The 18633-nt window shown below is 36.6% G+C and carries 17 protein-coding genes; 9 read left to right on the plus strand and 8 right to left on the minus strand.

Annotation, left to right across the window (positions count from 1 at the left end; translation table 11 throughout):
- Positions 1 to 26 precede the first annotated feature (26 nt).
- A complete protein-coding gene (locus tag GFU89_RS14985; protein ID WP_318847896.1) occupies positions 27 to 629 on the minus strand; it encodes a TlpA disulfide reductase family protein in 603 nt (200 codons plus the stop codon).
- Between the two features lie 415 nt (positions 630 to 1044).
- On the opposite strand from GFU89_RS14985, the gene GFU89_RS14990 reads away from it, so the two are divergent.
- Together GFU89_RS14990 and GFU89_RS14995 are read left to right on the plus strand one after the other, a co-directional pair.
- Complete coding sequence (locus GFU89_RS14990; RefSeq protein ID WP_318847897.1) at positions 1045 to 3375, plus strand: TonB-dependent receptor; 2331 nt, start codon at positions 1045 to 1047, stop codon at positions 3373 to 3375.
- A 3-nt stretch (positions 3376 to 3378) separates the two neighbouring features.
- Entirely contained in the window at positions 3379 to 4197 is an 819-nt protein-coding gene (locus tag GFU89_RS14995; protein ID WP_318847898.1) for a DUF4249 domain-containing protein, read from the plus strand.
- A 54-nt stretch (positions 4198 to 4251) separates the two neighbouring features.
- Here GFU89_RS14995 and GFU89_RS15000 read toward each other — a convergent pair whose 3' ends face one another.
- Positions 4252 to 4977, minus strand: coding sequence for a YoaK family protein (locus GFU89_RS15000; protein WP_318847899.1), 726 nt, complete (start codon positions 4975 to 4977; stop codon positions 4252 to 4254).
- 398 nt (positions 4978 to 5375) lie between these two features.
- On the opposite strand from GFU89_RS15000, the gene GFU89_RS15005 reads away from it, so the two are divergent.
- Together GFU89_RS15005 and GFU89_RS15010 are read left to right on the plus strand one after the other, a co-directional pair.
- On the plus strand, positions 5376 to 6062 hold the full coding sequence (locus GFU89_RS15005) for a Crp/Fnr family transcriptional regulator (protein ID WP_318847900.1): 687 nt from the start codon (positions 5376 to 5378) through the stop codon (positions 6060 to 6062).
- Positions 6063 to 6163: 101 nt separating this feature from the next.
- The gene (locus GFU89_RS15010; protein WP_318847901.1) at positions 6164 to 6559 is read left to right on the plus strand and encodes a VOC family protein; all 396 of its coding nucleotides are present in this window, start codon (positions 6164 to 6166) and stop codon (positions 6557 to 6559) included.
- A 75-nt stretch (positions 6560 to 6634) separates the two neighbouring features.
- Here GFU89_RS15010 and GFU89_RS15015 read toward each other — a convergent pair whose 3' ends face one another.
- The 6 genes from GFU89_RS15015 to GFU89_RS15040 form a co-directional block, all read right to left on the minus strand.
- Complete coding sequence (locus tag GFU89_RS15015) at positions 6635 to 7582, minus strand: alpha/beta hydrolase (protein WP_318847902.1); 948 nt, start codon at positions 7580 to 7582, stop codon at positions 6635 to 6637.
- Between the two features lie 197 nt (positions 7583 to 7779).
- Positions 7780 to 8124, minus strand: a complete 345-nt coding sequence (locus tag GFU89_RS15020; RefSeq protein ID WP_318847903.1) for a hypothetical protein — start codon at positions 8122 to 8124, stop codon at positions 7780 to 7782.
- On the minus strand, positions 8124 to 8591 hold the full coding sequence (locus GFU89_RS15025; protein WP_318847904.1) for a hypothetical protein: 468 nt from the start codon (positions 8589 to 8591) through the stop codon (positions 8124 to 8126). The genes GFU89_RS15020 and GFU89_RS15025 overlap by 1 nt, the downstream gene beginning before the upstream one ends.
- A gap of 80 nt (positions 8592 to 8671) precedes the next feature.
- Positions 8672 to 9070 carry an ACT domain-containing protein gene (locus tag GFU89_RS15030; protein ID WP_318847905.1) on the minus strand — a complete coding sequence of 133 codons (399 nt, stop codon included), beginning with the start codon at positions 9068 to 9070 and terminating at the stop codon, positions 8672 to 8674.
- Positions 9071 to 9548: 478 nt separating this feature from the next.
- A complete protein-coding gene (locus tag GFU89_RS15035) occupies positions 9549 to 10202 on the minus strand; it encodes a response regulator transcription factor (protein WP_318847906.1) in 654 nt (217 codons plus the stop codon).
- Positions 10180 to 11913 carry a HAMP domain-containing sensor histidine kinase gene (locus GFU89_RS15040; protein ID WP_318847907.1) on the minus strand — a complete coding sequence of 578 codons (1734 nt, stop codon included), beginning with the start codon at positions 11911 to 11913 and terminating at the stop codon, positions 10180 to 10182. Before GFU89_RS15040 ends, GFU89_RS15035 begins: the two co-directional genes overlap by 23 nt.
- 687 nt (positions 11914 to 12600) lie before the next feature.
- On the opposite strand from GFU89_RS15040, the gene GFU89_RS15045 reads away from it, so the two are divergent.
- The 5 genes from GFU89_RS15045 to GFU89_RS15065 all read left to right on the plus strand — a co-directional run bounded on the left by GFU89_RS15045 (position 12601) and on the right by GFU89_RS15065 (position 18573).
- The gene (locus tag GFU89_RS15045; protein ID WP_318847908.1) at positions 12601 to 13788 is read left to right on the plus strand and encodes an FAD-dependent oxidoreductase; all 1188 of its coding nucleotides are present in this window, start codon (positions 12601 to 12603) and stop codon (positions 13786 to 13788) included.
- A gap of 14 nt (positions 13789 to 13802) precedes the next feature.
- Positions 13803 to 15575, plus strand: coding sequence for a flavin monoamine oxidase family protein (locus GFU89_RS15050; protein WP_318847909.1), 1773 nt, complete (start codon positions 13803 to 13805; stop codon positions 15573 to 15575).
- 206 nt (positions 15576 to 15781) lie between these two features.
- Entirely contained in the window at positions 15782 to 16738 is a 957-nt protein-coding gene (locus GFU89_RS15055; RefSeq protein ID WP_318847910.1) for a helix-turn-helix domain-containing GNAT family N-acetyltransferase, read from the plus strand.
- A gap of 3 nt (positions 16739 to 16741) precedes the next feature.
- Complete coding sequence (locus tag GFU89_RS15060) at positions 16742 to 17152, plus strand: DUF2000 domain-containing protein (RefSeq protein ID WP_318847911.1); 411 nt, start codon at positions 16742 to 16744, stop codon at positions 17150 to 17152.
- A gap of 281 nt (positions 17153 to 17433) precedes the next feature.
- Positions 17434 to 18573, plus strand: coding sequence for a vWA domain-containing protein (locus tag GFU89_RS15065; protein WP_318847912.1), 1140 nt, complete (start codon positions 17434 to 17436; stop codon positions 18571 to 18573).
- Positions 18574 to 18633: the final 60 nt, after the last annotated feature.

The following is an 18633-nucleotide window of genomic DNA, read 5'->3' on the forward strand; positions in this document are numbered from 1 at the left end:
ATGATATAAAAATACGATTTAAACAACTAAAATTTTTGCTTCAACAATTCATCGATTTGTTTGTAAAAAGAATCTTTGCTGTAATCTGCCAATCCCTTATGATGCAGACGAATTACTCCTCTTTTATCCAGCACTACCGTTGTGGGCAGTGATCCACTGTAAAGTACATCAGGAATATTTCCAGCAGGTACCAGAAATGGAACTGTAAAGCCTTTTTCTTTTAAATAAGATTTTCCAAGAGCCGTGTTGTCATCCAGATTTACAGTAAGAAATACGATATCCGGATTGTTCTTATATTGATCATACAACTTCTGAACGGAGGGAAACTCTGCCCTGCACGGAGGACACCACGATGCCCAAAAATTGATGAAGACTACCTTATTTTGTAAAGCGGAAGTATTGATAACGGTTCCATCTTCATTTTTCAGCATAAACCCGGCGTAGGAAGCTTGTCCTGAGGCACTTTGTTCCTCTTTCGGTTCTGATATACTGGAATTGAGGATTCCTGTAGAAGCAACCTGTCTCATCAGCCATGCCTTTGCATCTTTATTCACCAATACGATAATGAACAATATTGTCAGTATTGCAGTAGAACCATTTTTCCTGATCCACACTTTCACATTTTCCATACCCTTTCTTCTTAATTCTTAGCCAAGATAAGACTAAAATTCCGATCAAAAATCTGGAAGAAGCGTTTTTAAACTAAAAGTCTTTCCGTCACAAGAAATAAAAGCCATTGAAGTAGTAAGTTGTATTATTTTCATACAGCCAGCAATAAAGCCCGCACCACAACCGTTAATAATTTATTTTTAACATAATTAACTAAAAGACAATTAATCAATCAATATACAATGCATAATATTATTTTTTATGTAATAGTCTTATCCAATTCTTGCTTTTACCATTTCCAAAAACACATTTTTTCAATGGATTTATTTCATAATTAATTTGTTACGTGTAACAAATTCCCTATTCATCTAACTAATCGTACATCAACAAAACATTAATTCCTATACAAGAGATCTACTACTTTAAAATAAACTAATGCAAACATCCTTTTTTAAAATTACCGCTGCCACCGCAGCGCTCTGTTTCAGTACCCTGGCAATAGCCCAACAAACCTATTCTGTAAGCGGAACCGTGAAAGACAAAAAAAACGGTGAACTCTTAATCGGAGTATCGGTAAAAGTAAGTGAAGATCCTACCATCAATGTTTCAGCCAATGAATATGGTTTTTACTCTCTTTCACTGCCTGCAGGTACTTATACCATCATTATTTCCAATCCTGGATATAAAGATTTTGAACAGCAGATTAAACTAGATCAGAATATGAAACTTGATCTTCCTCTTCTGCCGCAGGAAGAAGTGACGAAAACAATTGACGAAGTAGTGGTATCCGCCGTTAAAAAGGATAAAAATTTAACCTCCGCTCAAATGGGAGCAGAAACGTTAAATATAAAAAGTATAGAAAAGCTTCCTGTTCTTTTTGGGGAAAAGGATGTGATGAAAACCATACAGCTTTTACCGGGTATCAAAAGTAACGGTGAAGGAAGCAGCGGATTCAGTGTAAGAGGTGGTGCTACGGACCAGAATCTGATATTACTGGATGAAGCTCCGGTTTATAACGCATCTCACCTTCTTGGTTTCTTCAGTACATTCAACAGTGATGCCCTGAAAGATGCCAGTATCATCAAAGGAAACAGCCCTGCACAGTACGGAGGCCGACTTTCTTCCGTTCTGGATGTCAAAATGAAAGACGGAAACAATAAAGACTACAACCTGAATGGTGGAATTGGTCTGATCAGCAGCAGGCTGAGTGTAGAAGGACCTATTCAGAAGGAAAAGTCATCATTCATTGTTTCGGGAAGAAGAACATATGCCGATTTGTTTCTTAAAACCAATAAAGATTATAAAGACAACAAATTATATTTTTATGATCTTAACCTGAAAGCCAATTATCAGATCAACGAAAACAACCGTATTTACCTGTCAGGATATTTCGGAAGAGATGTTCTGGGATTGGGAGATACCTTTAATACAGACTGGGGAAATACAACGGCAACTTTAAGATGGAACAGCATTATCAGCAGTAAGCTATTCTCCAATACATCTTTCATCTACAGTAATTATGATTATAAAATCAGTCTGAAAAATGATGATACGGTATTTGATTTAAATTCAAAAATACGTGACTGGAACCTTAAGCAGGACTTCACCTGGTTTGCCGGGAACAAGCATTCTGTACGTTTCGGCCTTCAGTCTATTTATCATACCCTTACTCCAAGCAGTGCTTCCGGTACTACAGTAAGCAGTTTCCCAAGAAATCCGAGATACTCATGGGAGAATGCGGTTTATATCAATGATGATTTTAAAGCAACAGAAAAGTTAACCATCAATTATGGAGTAAGACTTGCAATATTCAGTGTATTAGGAGGAGATACATTCAATACATATGAAAACGGAGTACTTACCGACAGTGAATTTTTAGAGAAAGGAAAATTCGGGAAAACGTATGTGAATCCTGAACCGAGAATTAGTGCCAACTACCGCATCAATGAAGTAAGCAGTGTGAAAGGAGGTTATTCCAGAAATACCCAGAATCTTCACCTTTTAAGCAACAGTAACAGTGGAAATCCTACAGATCAGTGGATAGGAAGCAGCTATACGGTAAAACCTGAAATTGCAGACCAGATCAGTGTGGGTTACAGCAGGAATTTCAACAACAATAATTATGAATTGAATGCTGAAGTTTACTATAAATCCATGAAAAATCAAATCGACTTCAAAAACGGAGCTCAGATTGGATTTGATGCGGGATCTGATGTAGAAAGTGAACTATTATTCGGAAAAGGAAGAGCTTACGGTCTGGAACTTATTGCTAAAAAGAAAAGCGGAAAACTTACGGGATGGATTTCCTATACCCTTTCTAAAACGGAAAGAAAGATCAACGGAATTAATAATAACGAATGGTACAACGCTAGAATGGATAAAACCCACGATCTATCCATCGTTGCCACTTATCAGCTTAATCCGAAATGGAGCTTTTCGGGACTATTTGTTTACAGCACAGGAAATGCCGTTACCTTCCCTACCGGAAAATATGAACTGAACGGACAAACCATATTCCAGTACAGCAACAGAAATGCTGACAGGATGCCTGCTTATCACAGAATGGACCTGAGTGCGACTTATGAGCCAACTTCCAATAAGCGCTTCCGCGGTTCATGGACCTTCGGTATTTACAACCTGTACGGTAGAGAAAATGCCTACACCATCAACTTCGAAGACAATCCTGACCGTCCCGGAACAACACGTGCAATGCAGACTTCTCTGTTCCGATGGGTACCCAACATCACTTATAACTTCAAATTCTAACTCATGAAAAATACTTTTTATATCATATTATCTCTTTTTGCATTAACTTCTTGTGAAAAAGAGATCGACCTGGATCTGAACGATCAAAGCGGAAATATCGTCATTGAAGGAAATATAACCAACCAACCCGGACCTTATACTGTAAAAATTACAAAATCAGTTGGTTTTTCGGAACCTAACCAGTATCCGGCTGTAACCGGAGCTCAGGTTGTTTTAAGTGATGATACAGGCCAGACTGAAACACTTCAGTACACAGGAAACGGAATGTATAAAACAACCACTTTTGCAGGCCAGCCCGGAAGAACCTATACCCTGAAAATACAGGCAGAGGGAAAACAGTATACCGCTCAGAGCAGAATGCCTGAAATTGTTCATTTTGATGGACTTGAACAGAGTTTTTTCAAATTTGGTGATAAAATTACATATACCCTCTTACCCATCTTTACAGATCCAATGCCGCTTGGAAACCGTTATCTTTTTAGCTTTACGATCAACGATCTTCCTAAAAAATACATGAATACCTTTTCAGACAATGTAAATAACGGAATGCTTAACCAACAGCCTTTGATTCTGCCTAATGATGATAACGATGGCAGAGATCATGAAGTGATCGTAGGAGACAAAATTCATGTAGAGATGCAATCTATTGATAACAATATATTCACCTATTATAATGCTCTCCTTCAGATTTCCGGAGGCAATGGCGGGGGTGCTACTCCAGCCAATCCACCAAGCAATATCAACAATGGAGCTTTAGGTTATTTTTCAGCTCACACAACAGATACGGAAACTTTTGTGATTCAACAGACAACAACACCATAACATTTAAAAAGGATATTCCAATCAACGGAATATCCTTTTTTTATCTCATTAAGGTTATCTCAATTTTCTTTTTAAAGCATAATAGCGGTATAAAAGTTTATCATATCTGATAACGCAAAACAATAATCCAGCTGTTACTATCAGTGTTTTCAAATGAATTATTCTGTACCCAAAACCTCCTATTATACATCCTGAAAAAAAACAGGCAATGATGACCAGTTTCAGCATAATATTTTTTTTAAGCTGTTTCTGTTCATTTTCCCTCTCCTTAAAAAACAGTTTTGAAAGCTCTATTCCGAGATCTGTAAACAAACCTGTAAGATGGGTCGTTCTCACCACAGACTGTGATACTCTTGTCACCAATGAATTCTGCATTCCCATTGCAAAGAGCAAAAGACCTGCAATGGTATAAGGAGATACTGAGATTTTTAATCCCTTATCATCTGACATTCCTACAAATCCCAGTATCAAAATTTCAATTATTAAAGGAATGAGATGCGGGCGAAATGTTCTGTGTCCTGAAGAAAATTCAACCAAAAAGCTGGAACAGAAAGCTCCTCCCAGGAAACAGATAATAAACAGAAAGTAAATAAGTACTTCGTTGTAATGATCGAGAAGAATCTCTTCAGAGAAAAAAGCAAAATGCCCGGTTATATTGGTTGTAAGCACTTTAACGGATAAAACACCTACAATATTCACTATTCCAGCAACAAATGAAAGTACTGATGCCAGTTTTAGGTTGTGAAAATAAGTTCTGTTTTTCCCTCTGTGTCTGAACATTTTATATTTCTAATAATTCAAAATACAGATTTTAAAAGCCCATCTTTAAAATGCTATTCTAAAAAACAGCTGGATAAGATAAATAAGTAAAAAAAAATAATTTAGAAATGTCAGTGTCAAACTGTGAAAAACATGTCCGCTTAAATATTTATCCAGTGTTCTTATAGATTTCCTCTATCTCTTTTACTGTATGAGTAGTAAAATATAACCCTTTATAAGTTGTAAAAACAGCTTCTCTACCCCTCTGCAAAATGTTCTGTTTCTTGATTCAAAATCAATTTTATTACTTTTGTAAAAGTAATTCGTTTAGAAAAAAAACTTGGTGATCTGCATCAGCTTAAAATGTGATTTAAGTTAAAAAACTGAGCGTTTTATTCAATAGTCTGTATAGAAAAATTATGATCTCAAAATTTATTTTTAATAATCAGTATCTTTTTGATGAGCTCCCTGAATATGATAAAAATCTGCTTACAGGAGCCATGAAAACCAGGAACTACCGTAAAAATGAACCTATATTTACTGACGGCACAAAACCTAACGGCGTTTACTATCTCAATGAAGGCAAAATAAAGAAATACAAGGTTGATAATGACGGAAGAGAACAGATTATCTACATTTACAGTTCGGGGGAATTCTTTGGGTATTCTGCTATTTTGAGTAATGAATCCTATGGGGATACAACCTCAACACTGGAAAATTCTGTTATCTCTTTTATTTCAAAAGACAATTTTATGGATATCCTTGGGCAGTCATCAGTACTTTCAAGGCTGCTGCTGAAATCTTTAAGCCATGAATTCAGTGTCATGGCCAATCTCATTGCGATTTTATCTCATCGTACAGTCAGAGAGCGGGCAGCTTTGAGCCTGCTTATTCTTCATGATAAGTACAAATCAAATAATGAGCCTGAGCAGGAAGTATTCATCTCCCTTTCCCGTATCGATCTGGCAAATATGGTAGGAACAGCCAGAGAAACATTGGCCCGGATTATCAATGATTTTAAGCAGGAAAAACTCATCAGATCCGAAGGACGGAAAATACAAATCCTCAACTTTAAGCAGCTAATTCATATTGCTAATTTTTATTAGTCAAATAATTTAGTTTAAAAGCTTTAATTTTCTACTGACAAGCTGTTGTCATAAGTACCTATTACCTTTGTTTAAAATTAATTCAAACAAAAAAATACCTTATGAAACTTACTTCATTAAGACTCATCAGCAAAGACATCAAAGCAGCAGTAGAATTTTACGAACAAACCATGGGAGCAACAGCCAGATGGTATACTGAAGATTTTGCAGAGCTTTCTGCAGATTCTATAACGATTGCGATCGGAAGCACCCGGACAATGCAAATGTTTTCGGAAGGTCTTACAGAGTTCGCGGGAACAAAATCAACCATTATTGAATTTATGGTTAAAAATGTAGATGAAGAATACGAAAGAATTAAAAGTATAGCTTCCGAAATTATTCAGGAACCCACCACGATGCCTTGGGGAAACAGATCGCTTCTATTCTGTGATCCGGAAGGAAATCTGATTAACTTTTTTACTCCTGTAAGTGTAGAAGCTGTACAAAAATTCAGCTAAGTCTTTCATCAATAAAACAAAAACTCGCTGAACACCACAGCGAGTTTTATTTATATGAATATTTAAAAATTAAATCTATTTCCCAAGGAATTCAATTGCTTTTCCTACAAAATTATCATGGTATTGATAGAAAGAGGCATGCCCTGAATCCGGGAAAATCACCAATTCTGCCTGATCTAAATTCTGAGCCATATTTTTCGCATTCTGAACAGACACCGGAAGATCATTTTCACCATGAACAATGAGTACAGGATTTTTGATCTTTTGTATCTCTGTAAGAGCATCAGCATTGGGTTGCGCCCAGCTTAATACAGCAGTAAATTGCGAATTGGAAGCAGCATCACTTAAAAGAATATCCCTGTCTGTTGTACGAAGCTGAATTCTTGCGTAAGATGCTTTTCCCTCCGCGGTACTCTGAGCAGATTCTGTAAATCCGAATTTCAGGAAAGAAGCTTCAGGACTTAATCCCGCTGTTCCTGCAATGATATTAGGAAGGTTTGATAATCCGATGGCTCCCTGAGGTCCTGTTCCGGTTAAAATCACTTTATTGATAAGTGAAGGATAAGTCAGCACTATTCTTTGTGCAATAAACCCTCCCATAGAAAATCCCATGATATTGACTTTGTTCAAATTCAATGCTTTGATAAAATCTACAGCATCATCGGCCATTGCCTGAACCGTATTCGGGGTAATTCCCTTTGAAGAAGCCACTCCTTTATTGTCAAAGATAATTACTTTATATTTTTTTGCCAGTCCATCTGTTACTGCAGGATCCCAGTCATCCATTGACCCACCCAATCCCGGCAGAAGAACCAATGGAATTCCATCCTCTTTTCCCAAAACGCGGTATGCAATGGCATTTCCTTTAACGTTTATGAATTGGGTTTTGGCAGTTTGGTGGTTTCTGTTTTGTATCTCCTGTACCGTGGGAGGCTCATTTTCTTCAGTGCAGGACACCGTCACTACGGTAAAAAGAGTTAAGCATAATAGGCTAACGGCTGAGATTTTTCTGATTGTTTTCATTGTCGTTTATTTTTGTTTGATTATGGTGCAAACATAAAACACAAAAACAGGCAGCACACTCAAAAACATATGGAACAGGACATTTCAGCGGTTTATACAGACAATTCAGAAACCGAAAAATTGAGAAACCATCAATTATTTTCTTTTCAAATATAATAAATGTATTTTTTCCGACGAGAATGGGGAATTATGATCATCTACGATTTCTTTAAAACAGATTGCTGAAAATCCTTTTCTGAAACCCAAACGGTCCCACATTCTCCACATCCCCAAAATTTTTCATTCCCATCATCAATATAGTTTACAATACCGTCTGAACAAACCGGACAGTTAACAATAACTGACTGGCTGCTCTTTTGATCTTCATCTTTCTGAGACTCCATTGATAATAAATCAGCAGGATTTACAGGGATGTGTTTGTAACATTTCGGGCAGTCAGTCATGATAAGACGTTGGCCTTTTTGTATAGCTTCAGTAATAAAAAGTTCCTGATCATGGTTTGCCTTAAAAATTCCAAGACAGCCTGGGCATCTTATTTCCATTATTGTTTAGTTTTTTCCATTATCCGCTCTATTTCAGCTTTATCAAGATAGAAATTGTCTGCCATTGAAATTCCATTCTCACTAATAGTAGCACTCTTTGAGACAAATTTCTTATCATTCCAATTAAGAATATAGGTTCTGGTATTGGTCATATAATTATTTGTTTTTTCAGTGCCATCTGAGTTCATCGCAGTAATCCGGTCAAATTTGGCTTCATCCATTGCGATTGGTTCATCATTATTTATATATATCATCCTGTATTCCAATATACAGCCATAATATTTTATTGCATATTCGTTGCAGTTCTGTTCTCTGAGCTTTTTACTTTGGGGTAACAACTGGTTGATTTTTTCAATTTTTATCCGGTCATCATTACTTACATTATCAAACTTTATTTGTTGTATTAACGACTGGCTCGGGCACAGCTGAAAAGCTACGGCAAAAAAAATGATAAAAAAAATCTTCATAGGGAGTTATTCATAGTTAAAAGAGATGTGGGCTGGGCTTAAATATAAAGTTAAACGTAAAAATAAGGTATAAACTTACATCAATTATTTTTTAAAGTATAAAGAGCTTCCATCGCCTTTTCAGCATCTTCTTTTGCCACAAAAATATGGTCATGAAAATAAGCCGCCACTACATTACAACTTATATTTTCCTGTTTCAGGGCATTGGAAAAGGCTGCAGTGAGCCCTACGGCTTCCAGAGAAGAATGAATATTAAGAGTAATCCATGAAGCAATATAACTGTAAGCCATGCGCCATTCATCTGCTGTCGTTTTTTCTAAAACAATGGTAACAGCTTCAGTTTCCCGAAAGAAAAACAAAACGTTTTCTATATCTGGTATATCACGGAGGTTTTCAACGGTACAAAATACATATTCTCCGGCATTTAATACTGGTTCCATATTCTGAAGCAAAACGGCCAAATCTTTTTCTCCTGTCATCTTTTTTTGGGTACAAAACTAAGATATAGATTACAGCATCTGTTTATCAAATGATAAAAAACAAAAAAGGAGGCTGTATGCCTCCTTTTTTGTTTTGTAATTGTAACCTATCAACTGAACCTCTTTATGTGTATTTGTGTTTTTTTCATTTGGCTTTTTAAGAAGCCTGTTGAAGGTTATTCATACACCTCGTTTAATTTCATCAGTGTGTTTATAAATTTCATCATTTGTGTTTCTATAATTATCATTTATTAATTGAATAATTATAATCATTTGTTGTTTTGTGTATGAAATTTAAAACCTGAATAAGCATTTCTCATTTACTTTTTTCATTACTTAAATTTCACAGTACAAAGGAACAACATTACAAAATAAAATCCTCTATAAACCCCATCGATACATCTCGACTCATCTATAGATATTTATCGATAAAATCAAATTCTCTGATAATAAGAAGTGCAGAATCTCCTACAGACTGCTATAGTTTATGGTGTGTTTTAATAAGGTCCACCAGCTCAACCATGTTCTCTATCTTTAGTTTTTCAAAGATATTTTTTTTGATTGTGCTCACTGTATTCTGTTTGATATTCAAGCTATTTGAAATTTCCAGGTTTCCATATCCTTCCGCATAGAGTTCTGCAATCTGCAGTTCCCGTTTGGTCAGACTATTGAGAGGACTTATCAGATCCGGATTGTACACAAACTGAACCAATAGATTCCGCAAAAGATCAGAGAAATACTCTCCTTTCTCTATAAAAGTTGTGATCGCTTCCATTACCTCTTCTTCTTCACTTAATTTGCTCAGGTAGCCATTGGCACCCGCTTTGATGAATTTAAGGCCATGCAGATCCTCTTCTAGTCCTGTAAAAATCAAAACTTTAAGATCTGGATTTACACTTTTCATCTGAGGCAGAATATGCAGACTGTTTCCGTCCGGGAAATGGGCATCAATGATCGCCATCTCAATCCCTTTTGATTCTATCAGCTCCAATACCTGGTGTAAAGATGAAGTTTGATAAACTTTTGCGTGAGGAGCAATATCACTGATAACAATTTCCATTCCCTGGCGTACAATGCTGTGATCGTCTGCCAGCAGGAATATTATCTCTTTATTTTGAATTGGTATTTCCATTATTATTAGTATTTAAATTGATACTGAATGTCACTTTCGTTCCTTTATGCAATTTACTTTCAACTGATATATCACCATTGAAAAGCTCTACAATTTCTTTTACAAGATTAAGACCTAAACCGGCCCCCAGATTATCTACTTCATCAGATACCATTCCCTGATAATAAGGATCAAAAATTTTACCAAGATCAGATTCTGATATCCCTACTCCGGTATCTGCTACCGTTGTAATCAGAGAAATTTGGTTTTCTCCTATGGGTTCTGTAACCATAACAAGATCAATCTGACCATTTTCTGTAAACTTGTTGGCATTCCCAAGAATATTCATAAAAATCTGGTTGATTCTTATATTATCAGAATATACCTCTACGTTTTCAGGAATTCTGTCTGTTACTGCAAACCTGTTGTTTCTGGTTTCCAGATAAGGAGTAATCACCTTCACAATAGAACTGATCTCATCTTTAAGATTGAAAACCGATTTTATAAGTTCTTTTTCAGCATTTTCATTTTTAGTATATTCCAGAATCTGGTTAGATTGCAGAAGCAGAGTGCTGTTGGTAAACTTGATAGATTTAAGATAATCTTTTATCGTTTCATCCTCTGTGGTTCTGTGGATCTTATCTATAAAAATATTGATAATTTTTAATGGGGATCTCAGATCATGGCTCAGCATTCCCAGAATTCTATTTTTAAAATTAAGGTTCTTTTTAATCTCTTTATTTGCAGCATTCAGTTTTCGCTCATATATAAATGCTACTCTTGTAAAGTACATGATCAAAATGGATACAATAAACATCAGAATCATCAATCCCAATACCAGATAAGTCCTGATTGTATTATTATTGGAACTCTGCTCGTTATACTCTTTTTCCAGTTCTGTTTTAAAATCCTTGATGGCATTTTCGTAAACTTCTATCAGCCCATTACTATAAACCAGCAGTTTACTGAAGTTACTGTAAAACTGTAGATTATTCTTCTGACGTTGTGCGGCAAGCATCTGTACCTTCTTTACTTCAGCGGCATAGTGCTTATCCATAGACTTTATCGTGTTATCCATTTTGGATTTTACCTGAGAAAGATCTATGGTTTTGTTGTTGGTCATCGTGATCACAGTACTTTCTTTCTGTACGTCCACTTTCCCTGTTACAGCATCTTTTAAACGGCCGAAAAAGCCTTTCTTTTTAACAGTGTCAGCATAAGTACGGGTCTGGATTTTCAAATCGTCAAAATCATTTTTATACTTTGCAGGTTCATATTGCTTATCCTCAATCTTTTGAGGTGGATTCAAAGAACTCTGGTATACTGAATCTATCAATGTTTTAAGTTTGGCCGTCTTCAGCGTATCCTGTCGATGAGCAGCCAGATTCTTTTTCAGCCTTGGACTTGTATTTTCATATTGACCAATCTTATCAAAATTCATTTTAAGTTTTCTCAATGACTGAAAATAGAGCTGCAGGTCATCATTATCCTGGGTAGCCATATATCTTTGAAGATGATCCTGCGCATCCATAAAATCTTTTCTGGAATTATCCGTCAATCCGCCCAATGCACGGGTTTCTTCAAGCTGATCTTTAATAAACTTCAGCTTCTTTCCGTTGACAAATTCATTATAAAAAAATATGGCGATAATGACCTGTATCAGTAAGATACAAAGGATCAATGAGTAATGAACAACTTTTCTCAATTTAAAATTTAAGAATTTATATTTCATATTTGTTTATCAGTTAAATCAATTTCCTGACTACATGAGTCCATTTGGCATTAATTTTCAACAATATACCATTATTTTCAGCAATTCCATAATAAGGATATACCATCCAATTTGCAAAGTTAAAGTAATTTTTGTCTTCTTATAATAATGAATATTTGATTAAACCTTCAAAAATGAATTTTATTTTCTATCAAAACACCTTATAAGCATTAAGTTTTATTCACGTAAACTCATTTTTTTAGATCAATTGCAAAAAATGATGCTCAGTAAAATATTCTCCCTATATCTATTTTGTTATAAATGGTAAACAATAATTGATAAAATGATGTATAAAATTACAAACTTGCTTCTATCTCTCCAATAATTTTTTTAAAGGTTGAAACTTCCTTCCATACTAGCTTTTCTCATCATTAGGTATTTCTACCCAATGCAAAAATTGGTTATTTACACTCTAAGAACATATACCCTCTTCTTTGTTACTTTGAAATGCTTATTAATAGTGATAATATTCTATGGGAAACCATAATATTCACGTGTACCGGCAGATTCGTCTCTATACTTAATCTATCATATGAACAGAATTCGGAGATTATGAAGGTCAGTAATGATGGTACATTTCTACATATGGCTGTCTTTACTTTTCTGTATCTCTTCAATATGATTATAAAAAATAAAAACAAATAACCTATGATTACAGAAAACTATGACGTAATCGTCATTGGTGGAGGAGCAATAGGTCTGGCAACAGCCTATCATCTCGGTCAGCGCCAGGCCAAGACATTAGTATTAGAACAATACACTTTTGTGAATCAGCTGGGCAGCTCTGCAGGAGTATCCCGCCAGTTCCGGATTCCTTATCCTGATGAATATATGGTACAAATGGCTTTGGATTCTCAGCCTTATTGGGATGAGCTTCAAAAAAAGACCGATACCCAATTGCTTGATAAAGTAGGCACACTGTGGTTTGGAGATCCCGAAGTACATTCTACAGAAGGTAATATTGCCGAAGCTGAGAAAGCTTTAGAAGCTTTAGGCGTTCCCTATACCAACTTAACCTCCAAGGAAATTGAAGAGCAATATCATTTCAAAAACCTGCCGGATAATTATGTAGGTCTTTTTCAGCCTGATGGAGCCAGCATTAATTTTAAAGCAACTATTGAAACGCTTTTAAGCCTTTGCGAGAAAGAGGAAACCGTAGAGCTCAGAGAAGACTCTCCTGTACTTGAGATCAAACAAAACGGTGACCTTTTTGAGCTGACCACTCCCAACGGAATTTATATCGCCAAAAAGCTGGCCATTATCCCAGGACCTTACATCAACAGTGTGATCAACTTACTGGATTTTAAAATAGAAGCTTCCTACTGGAATATGTCTTCTGCTTATTTCAAAAAGACCGATCCTTCGATACAGTATCCAACCTGGTTTGTGTTCCAGAATGCAACAGGAGATAACGGCAACCAGTTTTACGGTTTTCCTTCCGTTGAATGGGATCATCCGGAATACATCCGTGTAGCACCTGATTTTGTCATCAATCCTTTGGAAGAACCAAACGACAGAACATTGATTCCGAATCCGCAGGAACTTGCCTACACATCCCAGTGGATACACAATCATATGACTGGTCTCAGCATAGTACCGGAATATACCTCAACATGTCTTATCGCTTTAAGCACCATTCCCAATAAAGAATTGCTGATTGATTTTGCACCTTCCTATGTACCCAATCATAAAAATATTGTGGTCTATGCCACAGGTTGGGCCGCAAAATTCACCCCTTTCTTAGGTAAAATCATGTCTGATCTGGCATTAGACGGACATACCGATTTTGACATTACTCCATTCCGATTAGGATATAAATATTTCTTAGCACTTTAAAAATTTATAAAGCCATGAACAGAGAAAACGTAAATAAAGATACACCGCTGTATCCGGGAATGCAGCCCGATCTGAAAGTAGAAGTAGCCATTATTGGTGCCGGAACTTCCGGATTATATACTGCTTTCCGCCTGGTGACCGATAATAAGTATAAGGCCCATGAAGTACAGGTCTTCGATATGAGTGACAAGTTGGGCGGAAGACTGGAATCCGTAGTTATGCCGGGAATGAATTTCTGGGGTGAGCTCGGAGGAATGCGTTATCTGACTTCTCAGGAAATTGTAACCACATTGATCGAGGGTTATCCATTGAAAGAAGAAGATTTAAGCAAAAGAACTCCTGTTCTGAAAGATAAGATGACTCCTATCCCATTCCATATGGGAGAGCCTGAAAAACTCCTGATGTACATCAGAAAAGAACGTTTCAAACAGAATGCCTGGACAGAAGAACAGAGCCATGGCAACAAACTGATTACCCGTTATTATCTGAATGAAGGGGATGAAGGTTTCAGCTCTGATCAGTTATTCAATAAGATCATTTACAATGTTTTAATGGCAGATGCATGGGTGGCCGAAAATTATAAAGAACTGATCATCGCAGATCCTAATGGCTATGATTATACATTCAAACTGACCAGCCGGGATTGGGATGTTATAAAACCAAGACTGATGTACAATTTCCCTGGTTCTCCATATGACAAACGTCTGGTAAATGACATTGGTTTCTGGAATTTAATCAAGGATCAGGTTTCTCAGGAAGGCTATGAGTTTTTGGCCAACGCCGGAGGATATTATTCCAATACCATCAACTGGAATTCTGCTGAGGCATTTCCGTATATGGTAGGAGATTTTTCTGCCAATACTACCTACAAAACCATTGAAGAAGGCTATGACAGTATTGCTTATGCAATAGCCAACACGTATATGGAATATGAAGGAGCACGCATCTGGTCCGAAAATAAGCTGATTACTTTCACCAAAGATCATCATTTAACCGCAACGCATAAATACGAACTTACTTTCCTGAATATACAGAGTAACACGACATGGAAAGTGTATGCCAATTCAATAGTATTGGGTATGCCGAGAAAATCTCTCGAACTTCTGGATCAGAATAACTTCTTTTTTGACGCTAACAGACATCAGGAACTGAACAAAAATATCCGTTCTATCATCATGGAGCCTGCATTTAAAATCCTGATGGGCTTTGAAGGTCCGTGGTGGAGAGATCTGGGGATTGATTCCGGACATTCCATTACAGACTTGCCGATGAGACAGTGTTATTATTTCGGTACTGATACTGAGACCAAAAACTCAATGTTATTGGGAAGCTATGGTGATATGGAGACCGAAACATTCTGGAAAGCACTTTCTGATGACAAAGTTTTGTTTAAAGTAAGAGCTGCAAGATCTGCGTCACTGGAAGAATTGCATAAGTTTGATGATGTTCAGGCTACAGAATTCATGGTGAATGAATTGATGAACCAGTTAAAAGAATTACACGGTATAGATATTCCGCAGCCTTATGTAACTTATTTCAGAGACTGGACCGATGATCCTTACGGTGCAGGATACCACGCATGGAAGGCTGGTTTCTCAGTGAAAGATGTCATGCCTTATATGAGAAAACCTTTAATAGATGAACATATACATATTATTGGGGAAGCCTATTCAGATCAGCAAGGCTGGGTAGAAGGCGCTTTCTGTGAAGCTGAAAAAATGCTTCAGACCCATTTTAAACTTGACTGGCCGTACTGGCTGGATCGTGAATATTATTTAGGATGGTAATCATGAATTCATAATAATAAGATGATGTGTATAAATAAAGCTCCGGATTGTTTCGGAGCTTTATTGTTTTTATTCGGATTAACTCAAGTTTTTAAAACCCATAACACACTCAATTCAAATACATTAAATTTATTTTTAAATTTTTCACTCAAAATATTCATTAATTCATTACATTTGTATAACTAGTTATATAATTAATTATACTTATGGACTTATTTGAAAAAACAGGAAAGATTGCATTGGGAAGCAGATTGCGGTTTATGGCTTCAAATATTACAGAAGAAGCAGCAAAGATCTACGAACTTTATGGTGTTGATTTTTCGCCAAAATGGTTCCCTGTATTTTTTGTTCTCTCCGAAGGAGGTTCAAAGACCATTACCGAAATTGCTGAAGAAATAGGACATTCTCAACCATCAGTAACCAAAATCATCAAGGAAATGACCACTGCAGGATTAGTTAAGGACAATCAGCAATCAGATGATAAAAGGAGAAATATTGCAGGACTTACGGAAAAAGGAAAAGAACTTTCTGAAAATATAAAAATCCAGTGCACAGATATTGATCATGCCATCGATGAGATGATTGGCGAAGCCACTCACAATCTCTGGGAAGCACTTGCAGAATGGGAGCACCTTTTTGAACAAAAATCTTTGCTTTCAAGAGTAAAAGAACAGAAAAAAGCCCGCGAAAGTAAAAATGTAAAGATCGTTGATTATGATCCGAAATACCAATCCGCATTCAAAGCACTTAATGAAGAATGGATCTCTGCTTATTTTGAAATGGAAGATGCCGACTATAAAGCGTTGGATAACCCTGAAGAATACATTTTAAATAAAGGTGGAAAAATTCTTGTTGCCTTATACAATGAAGAACCTCTCGGGGTCTGTGCTCTTATCAAAATGGATGATCCTGATTATGATTTTGAGCTGGCAAAAATGGCTGTATCTCCCAAAGCACAAGGAAAGAATATAGGCTGGCTGCTGGGACAGGCTATCATCGGCAAAGCAAAAGAATCCGGAGCATCCAAAATATATCTTGAAAGCAATACCATACTGAAACCCGCCATTAATCTGTATTACAAACTGGGTTTCCAGAAAGTATCCGGACGTTCAACTCCATATCAGCGCTGTAATATTCAGATGGAATTAAATGTAAAAAATTAAAATATGTACGATAAAAAAGTAGCTATCGTTATCCAAGATGACCTGTTGCCATGGCAAAAACTTAATGTTGTTTCTTTTTTGGCTGGAAGCATTGCTATTGAATTTCCAGAAACCCATGGCGAAAAATTCATAACAGCTGACCACGAGGAATTCCTAGCTTTTATAAAACACCCTACTCTTATCTATAAAGCAGACAGTACAGAAAAGCTTCAGAGAACATTCCGCCGGGCAAAAGACCGTGAACTGGCAATAGGAATCTATACCCAACAACTCTTTGATACAAGATCAGGTGAAGAAAATGTTCTCGAAATAGCAAAACATACTGCAGATCATCTGGATCTGGTTGGTATAATTGTATATGGTGAAAATAAAAAGGTTGACAAAGCTTTAGACGGGTTAAAATATCACGAATAAAAGCCAATCATTAAAAGCCAATTTCTTATAATACTAAAAATGCGCAACGATTATCTTGTGCATTTTTTTATATCATCTAATATTCAACGATTGGAAAACGTAAGATCTTATATTCTTATTCCATATCATAATCATTAGTATTTTCTATTTTTCTAAGGGGATCTTGAGATGATATTTTCCTAACTTTTCCGTTTGAAACGAATTAAAGAATACTTCAGACAAATCATCATATGCTCTGAAATATTCAAAGGCAAATAACAGCAAAACAGCTTCATCATCTTATGACAGATAAAAATTTTAATCCCGGAAAAGGCTTTATATTCAGTAAACATGTGCCTGAGGAATTATCGCATTTTGACCGGGTCTTTGATGTTTTCAAAGATTTGCTTACCCACACCTCCGGAGATCTTGAAGAAGCCTTCGAATGGCTTGATATGCTGGATAAGGAATATGACATTTTCGATGAGGAATATACCCTTCAGGATTTTGAAGAAGATCTGAAAAAACGGGGTTATATCAAAGAGGAAGATCCCGAAGAAGGCAATACCGGAAGCGGAAAAGGTAAAAATATATTAACTCCAAAACTGGAAGCAGCCCTTCGTGAGTATGCTTTAGATCAGATATTCGGAAAGCTGAAGAAAAACGGAGCAGGAAATCACCGCACCAGCAAAACGGGAATTGGCGATGAACGCGATGGTGAAAACCGTTCCTTCCAATATGGAGACGACTTAGCAGCTGTAAACATGACTGAAAGCTTAAAAAACGCCCAGATCAATAACGGAATTTCAGACCTGCGCCTTACAGAAGACGATCTTATTGTAGAGGAAACCAAACATAAGGCCCAGATGAGCACTGTCCTGATGATCGACATCAGCCACTCCATGATTTTATACGGTGAAGACCGCATTACTCCGGCGAAAAAGGTTGCCATGGCACTTGTGGAACTGATTAAACGGAAATACCCCAAAGATTCCATTGATATCATTGTTTTTGGAAATGAAGCGTGGCCGATCAAGATCAAAGACCTTCCCTATTTAAAAGTAGGCCCTTACCATACCAATACGGTAGCCGGTCTGGAGCTGGCAATGGATATTCTTCGCAGAAAAAGAAATACCAACAAGCAGATTTTCATGATTACCGATGGAAAACCAAGTTGTATTCAGCTGCCTAGCGGTGAATTTTATATGAACAGCTTTGGTCTGGATGAGAAAATTGTTAACCAGTGTCTCAACAGAGCAGCACAGGCCAGAAAGCTGAAAATTCCTATCACCACTTTCATGATTGCCCAAGACCCTTACCTGCGTCAGTTTGTAGAAGAATTTACAGCTCAGAACAAAGGAAAAGCGTTTCTGACAGGACTATCAGGTTTAGGACAAATGATCTTCGAAGATTACGAAAAAAACAGAATAAGAAGAATATAGAGGTCCGATTTCAGACTTCCATCAAAGTATTAAAATAAATCTTACCAGATAATTAGCAGA

This window comes from Chryseobacterium sp. JV558 (assembly GCF_033712365.1).
Classification (GTDB): Bacteria; Bacteroidota; Bacteroidia; order Flavobacteriales; family Weeksellaceae; genus Chryseobacterium.